Origin of the sequence: Acinetobacter harbinensis (assembly GCF_000816495.1) — a bacterium.
GTDB lineage: Bacteria > Pseudomonadota > Gammaproteobacteria > Pseudomonadales > Moraxellaceae > Acinetobacter > Acinetobacter harbinensis.
The window spans coordinates 2056747-2061860 of sequence record NZ_JXBK01000001.1 but is presented as its reverse complement, the minus strand read 5'-3'; the positions used below and the strand labels follow the sequence as shown (position 1 = coordinate 2061860).

Here is a 5114-nt window from a genome sequence, read left to right as displayed (position 1 = left end):
ATTTATGAGGTTTTTTTATGTCTGATAAAAGTAAAATGAGTATTTACGGCTCGTTAACCATGAATAGACGATCATGGTTAAAACAGTACCACGACACTTTTCATACTGCGGATATTGAGCCATTGCTATAGTATTTTAAGAATATAAAAGAGCTAATATGCAAAGCATCGATGATTGCTCTTTAAGTGTCGGATCAGGCATCATCTATATACTAATTAAAATTTAAACAAACCCATAATAAACAAACAGGATAAACAAACAGGAGGATTCAGTATGAAGTTATTTTCTTCATCCTTACGGCCTGAAAATCATTCGATATCTTCACCGACCGCAGTATTCAGAGAGCGACAACTCAGTCTAGAGGATGATTACCACAGTATTATTCAAGCTTTTGAGCCAGAATCGATTATGGCAGAGCAAGCTAGTGAAAATAATATTGTCTTAGCGCAAGCGATAGAAAATTGCTCAGGATACGGCTTATTTTATCCAGATATTACCGCGCTTGATCAGACTTTATTGTTAAAGCGTTGTGCCAAAATTATCTTATTAGAGCCAGAAAGTTCCTCTATCCAAATATTTGAAAGGTTTGGCAGTGTGGTGTTTGATTTAGCAGACTATCAACAGGCAGTTCGTGATCTTGTCTATCAGGGTGCCTTTATTTTTGATGATGAATAGATGGCGATTAAATTGCTCTTAAAATGAGGAAGGGTCTGATGTCAAATCATTTTGTACAGCCGCTTTATGACGCTGCTTTAGATATTGTTGGGGATATTCATGGCGAAATTGACGCATTAAAAAGTTTAATGAAAGTGCTGGGTTATGATGGAAATGGACAGCATCTTGCACAGCGGAAACTTATTTTTGTCGGTGACTTATGTGATCGAGGGTTGGACAGCGTTGCAGTGATTCAACTGGTGAAAAGGCTTATTGAAAATGGCAATGCTCAATGTGTATTGGGCAATCATGAGTTAAATTTATTGATTGAGTCTAAGCGCGAGGGCAATGGTTGGTTTTTTGGTTCCCCGCATGAAGATGATGAAAAACCCTTTAATTCAAATGCAATATCCGCTGCAGAGAAAGACTGGATTATTCAGTTTTTAAATACATTACCACTGGCTTTAGAGTCTGAAAAATTAAGAATCGTACATGCTTGTTGGGATCAGGCTTCAATTGATGCTTTACAGCAATGTCACTCCAGTTCGATAAAAGCGGTCTATGATCAATTTGTGCAGCGGGCAGAGCAACAGATACAGTCCTCAGGTGTTGCTCATCACGCTCAGCAGGAAGAACTGTGCTATCAAGCTGAATTGAAAAATCCGCATACGCAGGTGCCATTATTAGAAAATTTAGCCCAGAAAGACATTTTAGAGCAAATGCATAATCCCATTAAAGTGCTGACTTCGGGTGCTGAAGAGATCGTTGAGCACCCCTTTTTTGCTGGCGGAAAATGGCGCATGGTCGGTCGTTTGCCTTGGTGGCAAAGCTATCAGGCTGAAATTCCCGTGGTGATGGGGCATTATTGGCGTAATTTTAATAGCACTGAACAAAAGAGTGGTTTATTTAAGCATATCGATGCGGTGCAATGGTTTGGCTTAAAAGGCAATGTCTTCTGTGTCGATTACTCTGTGGGAAAGCGCTATTTAGATCGTCATCATCAACGTAATTTTTCCCATCAATTGATCGCTTTGCGTTTTCCTGAGCGTGTTCTCATGCTCGAAGATGGTAGGCAGCTACAAACCGAACCGAATTAAAATTTAAAGTAGGGAAAATGGATTAAAACTCAGTATTGTTTTGATGATCTTATCTGTTGGCGTTAGATGAAAAAACATCATCACCTCTTAGGCAGATTGATCAACATTAAAGACAGCACTGCTCAGAATAAGCACTTTGGGTTATGCAGCTTCTGGCGTATGCTAGAGCAAAGAATATCTGTGCTAAATTGTAAAAAAACACATGATATTTATGATAAAAGCCGTACTATAAAAATGATTTTGTTGAGTTTGTAATACTATGTCTCAGATTGATGTTCTTGTTCCTTTGGCTGAAATCGAGGTGAACCGAGCCGAGCTTCTCTCGATTCAACGCAATGACTTATTGCCGTTACTAGAGGATCAATATCGTCTGAATCATTATGCAGAACATGTGGTTCAAGCGCAGTCTGTGTTGTTAAATGGCATAGATCCACATTTAACGCAGCAACTGAGCGCCACCATCGAACAGTTGATTCATGCTTTAGCCGATTCAAAAAAGTATTTAAAAAAGCGTCAGTTTAATGCTTTGCAAAAGTGGCTGGGCATCGACTTAGAATATGGTTCAGGCCAAGTCGGATATTATAAAAATTTAGATCAATTGTTAAATCGTGCCAATCATTTAAGTCAAAAACTACAAGTGGAAATTCAAAAATCACAAGCACGTTTTCAGCAGTTAATGGGGCAGCGTGAACAGATGGCAAAATATATTCAGGCCGCGCAAGAATTTTTGCAGGAATATCCGAAGTTTATCCAAAATCAGCATCCTTTAGATAATTTCTCTGAAAGGCTATCGAAAAAGATTAATACCTTACATACCTTGCAAACCAGTAATGATATTGCAATTACACAAATGCAGTTGTCTCAGCAATTGTCTTTTACCTTGCTTGATCGTTTTAAAGAGGCTCAGCAGGTGTTAATTCCCGCTTGGAAATACCATATTCAACAAAGCAATCAGAATCATTCTAGCCATGAAATGGAAAAATTGGACAGTAGCCGCGAGCAATTGATTAAGACATTAAAACAATCCTTACAGAAATCGACACATTAACCATATTATTTTAGGTGCATCATGACTGAATTTAAACCTACAGATTTAAGCGTTGATTTAAGCAGCGAAGTTACTCAGCAGAAATTTCAGCAGCTCAATTTACAAGAGATTGGTTTGCAAAATTCAGACTTTAATGAAGTCATGAATGCGCGTAAAGAATTGGCGGAGATCAGCCATACTGCAGTTGCTGAATACGGTAAAAATATTGCCACCAAAACGTCGACCTACACCGATGAACTTTTAAATTTGGTGCAAAATAAAGATCTGGATGCCACGGGGCAAAAACTCAATCAGGTGGTACAAGTGGCACAGCAGCTTAATAGCAGCAGTATTTTAAACCGTAAAAAAAGCTCCGGTTTTTTAGGCGGCTTAATCAGTAAAATGAAAGGGGCTAAACAAAGTTTTGACCAAAGCTTTAACAGCACCAAACAGCAAATTGAAGTGCTGGTACAAGAAATTGAAAGTTCTCAAGCGGGACTCAAAGCACGGGTTGAAACCTTAGATAAAATGTTTTATGGCGTACAAGACGAATATAAACAGTTGGGTATTTATATTGCTGCCGGAAAACTCAAAGAGCAGGAAATTCAGCAGCAGATTGCGACTTTAAGCAGTCAAACGCAAGATCAAACCACGGTGCAAAAGGTCTATGATTTAAACCATTTGAGTAATAATTTAGAAAAACGAGTCAGTGATTTACAAGTCTTGCAGCAGTCAGCGATGCAAACCTTGCCGATGATTCGGATTATTCAATCGAATAATTTGATGTTGGTGGATAAGTTCTATGCGATTAAAAATATCACTTTACCGGCATGGAAAAATCAAATTAGTTTAGCGATTTCTTTAAGCGAACAAAAAAATAGTGTGCAATTGGCCAATAGTATTGATGATGCCACCAATGATTTGTTGCGCCGCAATGCCGATTTGTTACACCAAAACTCGGTAGACACCGCCAGAGCCAATCAACGCTCAGTAATTGATATTGAGACACTTGAACATGTGCAAAACACCCTCATTAAAACAGTGAATGATGTGATTCAAGTGCAAAAAGAAGGCATGCAAAAACGTGCCGAAGCGGCCACGCGTTTACGTGCCTTGCAGCAAAATTTGAATCATTTGGTGATTGAATCCAGCAATGGCGGTGGCACTAAATCTTAAGCGTTTGTTTAAGTTGATGGTTCACGGTTTAGGAGAATATATTTGCCTGCTTTAGAGGAATATGCACTCAACCCTCAACAGATTGAATCTGGCATCGTGCTGCTTAAAAAGCGGCAACGTAATCTGATGCTGCTGTGTTTGAGCAGTAGCAGTATTTTTATTGCTTCAGTGGTGGCGTTATTTTTACAACATGATCTTGTCTATAGCTTCTTTGGTATCGCCACAGAATTAAAGCAATTTCATATGCCATTAAGTGTCAATGCTGATCTGGCAGCAGCCGGTCAACAAAGTGATTATTTTAGTAATCTGATGTCATGGTTTGGGTGGCTGATTTTAAAGCTGTTTGCATCCTTTATTGGGGCATTTTTTGTTATTCATTTTCTGAAAAAAATACGCTTTTTTTATCTTCGCTTTCAGTCCTTTATTTTAAAATTTGTAGGATGGTTAATCGCCTTTATTTTACTGTGGTCAGGCCTAAGCTATTGGCAATATGACCTGAATAAAGATGAACGAGATGGCTATGCTCAAATTGTGAAATACGATAAAAATATTCAACAAAGCCAATTGGCACAAGAGTTACAGCGTACAAAGCTGGCTTCACCGGTAGAGGCGTACTTACTCGCTCAAGCGGCACTGCTACATAAACCAGTAGATAAAGATGCAGCTATTCCACAGGTTTTAGCATTGGTAAAAGCAGAAAAAACAGATCCGCAGTTTATTGAATATGGTTTTAAACCTGAACAATTATGGACCATGCAGCACCAATTGTATGGCAAAAGTTTAACGCCATTGGCCGCAAGCGTGGCCAAACAAGTCGATCAAGCTGAAAAACTTAGTCAGGTGGTGAATATCTTTATTCTAATCATCTTAAGTTTATCGGCAATTTTAACGGTCATTTTATTCTTGTTATCTCAGCATTTAAAAAACCGAGCATTGCGAGTTGAGCAGCGTCTTCTATCTTAGCCAAAATGCACAGCACAACTATAAAAGCCCTATATCTGATTTTATGTAGGGCTTTTATGCTTTTGGGTCTTAATGCTGACTTTCAATAAAACCCAAGTAAGCCCAAACAGGGGGAGTGACCTCTGTTGTGAATTTCAATCTACTTATCCGATCATTAATATTTAAATGAACTGTTTTAACTATTTATAAAATTAGAC

The 5114-nt window shown here is 38.5% G+C and carries 5 protein-coding genes; all 5 read left to right on the top strand.

Going from position 1 to position 5114, the window contains the following annotated elements:
• Positions 1-273 precede the first annotated feature (273 nt).
• Positions 274-675 carry a hypothetical protein gene (locus SE27_RS09625; RefSeq protein ID WP_052251728.1) on the top strand — a complete coding sequence of 134 codons (402 nt, stop codon included), beginning with the start codon at positions 274-276 and terminating at the stop codon, positions 673-675.
• A gap of 38 nt (positions 676-713) precedes the next feature.
• On the top strand, positions 714-1751 hold the full coding sequence (locus tag SE27_RS09620; protein WP_039622902.1) for a metallophosphoesterase: 1038 nt from the start codon (positions 714-716) through the stop codon (positions 1749-1751).
• 259 nt (positions 1752-2010) lie between these two features.
• Positions 2011-2799: a hypothetical protein gene (locus SE27_RS09615; RefSeq protein ID WP_039622900.1), complete on the top strand. Its 789-nt coding sequence runs from the start codon at positions 2011-2013 to the stop codon at positions 2797-2799.
• 21 nt (positions 2800-2820) lie between these two features.
• On the top strand, positions 2821-3954 hold the full coding sequence (locus tag SE27_RS09610) for a toxic anion resistance protein (protein WP_039622898.1): 1134 nt from the start codon (positions 2821-2823) through the stop codon (positions 3952-3954).
• A gap of 42 nt (positions 3955-3996) precedes the next feature.
• Positions 3997-4917 (top strand): hypothetical protein, encoded by a 921-nt coding sequence (locus SE27_RS09605; protein ID WP_039622896.1) that lies wholly within the window; start codon positions 3997-3999, stop codon positions 4915-4917.
• Positions 4918-5114: the final 197 nt, after the last annotated feature.

Coding starts and splice junctions, on each gene's coding strand:
- SE27_RS09625 (WP_052251728.1), top strand. CDS start 274: ATGAAGTTATTTTCTTCATCCTTACGGCCTGAAAATCATTCGATATCT.
- SE27_RS09620 (WP_039622902.1), top strand. CDS start 714: ATGTCAAATCATTTTGTACAGCCGCTTTATGACGCTGCTTTAGATATT.
- SE27_RS09615 (WP_039622900.1), top strand. CDS start 2,011: ATGTCTCAGATTGATGTTCTTGTTCCTTTGGCTGAAATCGAGGTGAAC.
- SE27_RS09610 (WP_039622898.1), top strand. CDS start 2,821: ATGACTGAATTTAAACCTACAGATTTAAGCGTTGATTTAAGCAGCGAA.